This window comes from Acinetobacter sp. SWAC5, assembly GCF_003419885.1.
In the GTDB taxonomy this organism is placed as follows: domain Bacteria; phylum Pseudomonadota; class Gammaproteobacteria; order Pseudomonadales; family Moraxellaceae; genus Acinetobacter; species Acinetobacter cumulans.
On record NZ_QUWR01000057.1, the window covers coordinates 1 to 3,254 of the forward strand.

At 32.4% G+C, this 3,254-nt stretch carries 4 protein-coding genes; 2 read left to right on the forward strand and 2 right to left on the reverse strand.

Annotated features, from left to right (window positions below):
• Nucleotides 1-329: 329 nt before the first annotated feature.
• Complete coding sequence (locus tag DYI81_RS17700) at nt 330-521, reverse strand: hypothetical protein (RefSeq protein WP_117008196.1); 192 nt, start codon at nt 519-521, stop codon at nt 330-332.
• A 104-nt stretch (nt 522-625) separates the two neighbouring features.
• On the opposite strand from DYI81_RS17700, the gene DYI81_RS17705 reads away from it, so the two are divergent.
• Nucleotides 626-877: a hypothetical protein gene (locus DYI81_RS17705; RefSeq protein ID WP_117008197.1), complete on the forward strand. Its 252-nt coding sequence runs from the start codon at nt 626-628 to the stop codon at nt 875-877.
• Between the two features lie 890 nt (nt 878-1,767).
• On the opposite strand, the gene DYI81_RS17710 is transcribed toward DYI81_RS17705, so the two are convergent.
• Nucleotides 1,768-1,959 (reverse strand): hypothetical protein, encoded by a 192-nt coding sequence (locus DYI81_RS17710; protein WP_117008196.1) that lies wholly within the window; start codon nt 1,957-1,959, stop codon nt 1,768-1,770.
• Nucleotides 1,960-2,063: 104 nt separating this feature from the next.
• Between DYI81_RS17710 and DYI81_RS17715 the strand changes: the two genes are divergently transcribed.
• Nucleotides 2,064-2,315 (forward strand): hypothetical protein, encoded by a 252-nt coding sequence (locus DYI81_RS17715; RefSeq protein WP_117008197.1) that lies wholly within the window; start codon nt 2,064-2,066, stop codon nt 2,313-2,315.
• Nucleotides 2,316-3,254: the final 939 nt, after the last annotated feature.

Here is a 3,254-nt window from a genome sequence, read left to right on the forward strand (position 1 = left end):
TAGTCTTTTTCAGATTCAATCAATAATTGAACCGCTCTTTCTCTGATTTCAGGGGTATATTTTAATTTGGTCATCGGAACATTCTCTCAGAATACTGAGTCTCCGACAAACCCGGTACGGTTCAAAACATAAGTGAACTGAATGTGAAATGTTATTTTATATAAGTTATTGATTTTAAGTTAAGCAAGGAGGTTTATGAACTTAAAGTATCATGTACTCAATTTAACATAATAGTTACGTTATGCGACATTCGTTAGAGCAAAAAGAGAAGGGAGCTAATTAGGCTCCCTTTTTTTTATGTCACTAGTAATCAGGATCGACATAGATAATTAATCTTTTTTAAGTACTTCTTCTCTGTACTTCATCACATCAGAAGTTTTTATATCCTTAAGATGTTTTCTTATAAGTGTATGAAGAACATCAGATTCTTTAATTCTCATTTTGGTTTCAATCATCATATTCAATGTGATCTCTTGAAGCATTTCTTCCTCTTCATCTCTAAGTCTTACTGTAGTTGACATAATCGCGCTCTATGTGATTTGTAATTTATATCGTATTACATATTGTTTAGTAACATCTAACATGTTATTTTCTCGTTAAATGTAACTTGTGACAAATTACAAATATGAAAACAATCACTTTTAGTAGCCCTCAAGACTTCACCCAGTCGGCCTTTAATCGTGTTGCTGAGCTTGTCAATCAACATGGCCAATGTGCATTAGAAAACTTTGTACCTGCATTCTCAACAGAGCAGTGCTTAGAGCATTTGGCTTTGGTGGCTTCTGAAATGGCTTATGACTATTCATACATAGATGCACATGCAGATATTTATAAAAAAGCAAATGCTGAATTAAAAGAACAAATGGGGGATTGCTGATGGGCGGTTCTAATCTTTATATCCTTTTCTGCATGTCTGTAGTTCTCTTCGCAATGTTCTATCTTTGCGTTCATCTTTTGGGGCCTTTATGAAAATTAATTCAGTTCATCAAATTGACTTAGTTGAGTGTCCTCGCTGTTGCTCAATCTTTAATAAAAACTTTCTTTCATTCCATTTAACACGTTGTATGGGGTGATCTATGAAATTTCTTAAGTTTTGTTTTGCCCTTGCTGTTTTGTCTGTTTGTGTTTTTTACCTTTGGAATTGGGGCTTTTAATAACATGCGGGTTACGATTGACTAAATAACAGTCAAGTTGGTCTGTATTTTTAGATATTTAAGTCATATTTTTAGAGAAATAAGTCAAAGTTAAATTTCATATCTTTGATATGTAATTTGATTTTGTCTTGTTTATCGTGAAGAAAATATGTCTTAAATGTCGTAAAGAAAATACCTTTAAGAATGGATTTAGAATAAAAAGGCCAGTGTGCTGAAAATCATATTTTTAGGCATGTAAGTTAAATTTTTAGAGAAATAAGTTAAAGTTAAATTTCATATCTTGATATGCAATTTGATCTTTATCTTATTTATCGTTAATAAAATTTATCTTATATGTCGTAAAGAAAATATGTTTTGCAGTACAGATGTAAGCTCACGGATTTCGGCATAACGTATATTATGTTACTTAGGATACTTCACTGGAGAGATTACACTTGTGCTGAATCTCTCCAGTGAAGTTGCGCCAACGTGCAAGCGGATCTAGGGCGCAATCCCCGATATGCTATTTAACATAATAGTTACGTTATGCGACATTCGTTAGAGCAAAAAGAGAAGGGAGCTAATTAGGCTCCCTTTTTTTTATGTCACTAGTAATCAGGATCGACATAGATAATTAATCTTTTTTAAGTACTTCTTCTCTGTACTTCATCACATCAGAAGTTTTTATATCCTTAAGATGTTTTCTTATAAGTGTATGAAGAACATCAGATTCTTTAATTCTCATTTTGGTTTCAATCATCATATTCAATGTGATCTCTTGAAGCATTTCTTCCTCTTCATCTCTAAGTCTTACTGTAGTTGACATAATCGCGCTCTATGTGATTTGTAATTTATATCGTATTACATATTGTTTAGTAACATCTAACATGTTATTTTCTCGTTAAATGTAACTTGTGACAAATTACAAATATGAAAACAATCACTTTTAGTAGCCCTCAAGACTTCACCCAGTCGGCCTTTAATCGTGTTGCTGAGCTTGTCAATCAACATGGCCAATGTGCATTAGAAAACTTTGTACCTGCATTCTCAACAGAGCAGTGCTTAGAGCATTTGGCTTTGGTGGCTTCTGAAATGGCTTATGACTATTCATACATAGATGCACATGCAGATATTTATAAAAAAGCAAATGCTGAATTAAAAGAACAAATGGGGGATTGCTGATGGGCGGTTCTAATCTTTATATCCTTTTCTGCATGTCTGTAGTTCTCTTCGCAATGTTCTATCTTTGCGTTCATCTTTTGGGGCCTTTATGAAAATTAATTCAGTTCATCAAATTGACTTAGTTGAGTGTCCTCGCTGTTGCTCAATCTTTAATAAAAACTTTCTTTCATTCCATTTAACACGTTGTATGGGGTGATCTATGAAATTTCTTAAGTTTTGTTTTGCCCTTGCTGTTTTGTCTGTTTGTGTTTTTTACCTTTGGAATTGGGGCTTTTAATAACATGCGGGTTACGATTGACTAAATAACAGTCAAGTTGGTCTGTATTTTTAGATATTTAAGTCATATTTTTAGAGAAATAAGTCAAAGTTAAATTTCATATCTTTGATATGTAATTTGATTTTGTCTTGTTTATCGTGAAGAAAATATGTCTTAAATGTCGTAAAGAAAATACCTTTAAGAATGGATTTAGAATAAAAAGGCCAGTGTGCTGAAAATCATATTTTTAGGCATGTAAGTTAAATTTTTAGAGAAATAAGTTAAAGTTAAATTTCATATCTTGATATGCAATTTGATCTTTATCTTATTTATCGTTAATAAAATTTATCTTATATGTCGTAAAGAAAATATGTTTTGCAGTACAGATGTAAGCTCACGGATTTCGGCATAACGTATATTATGTTACTTAGGATACTTCACTGGAGAGATTACACTTGTGCTGAATCTCTCCAGTGAAGTTGCGCCAACGTGCAAGCGGATCTAGGGCGCAATCCCCGATATGCTATTTAACATAATATACATTATACGAAATATCATTGTTAGAACCCATTTAAAGTGTCTATATTCTCACCAATAAAAATGTCTAGTTTATGATGGTTTTTATCACCATGGACTGGATATAAATATAGATGCTGATCACTATGTCTGACAAAGAAATTCAA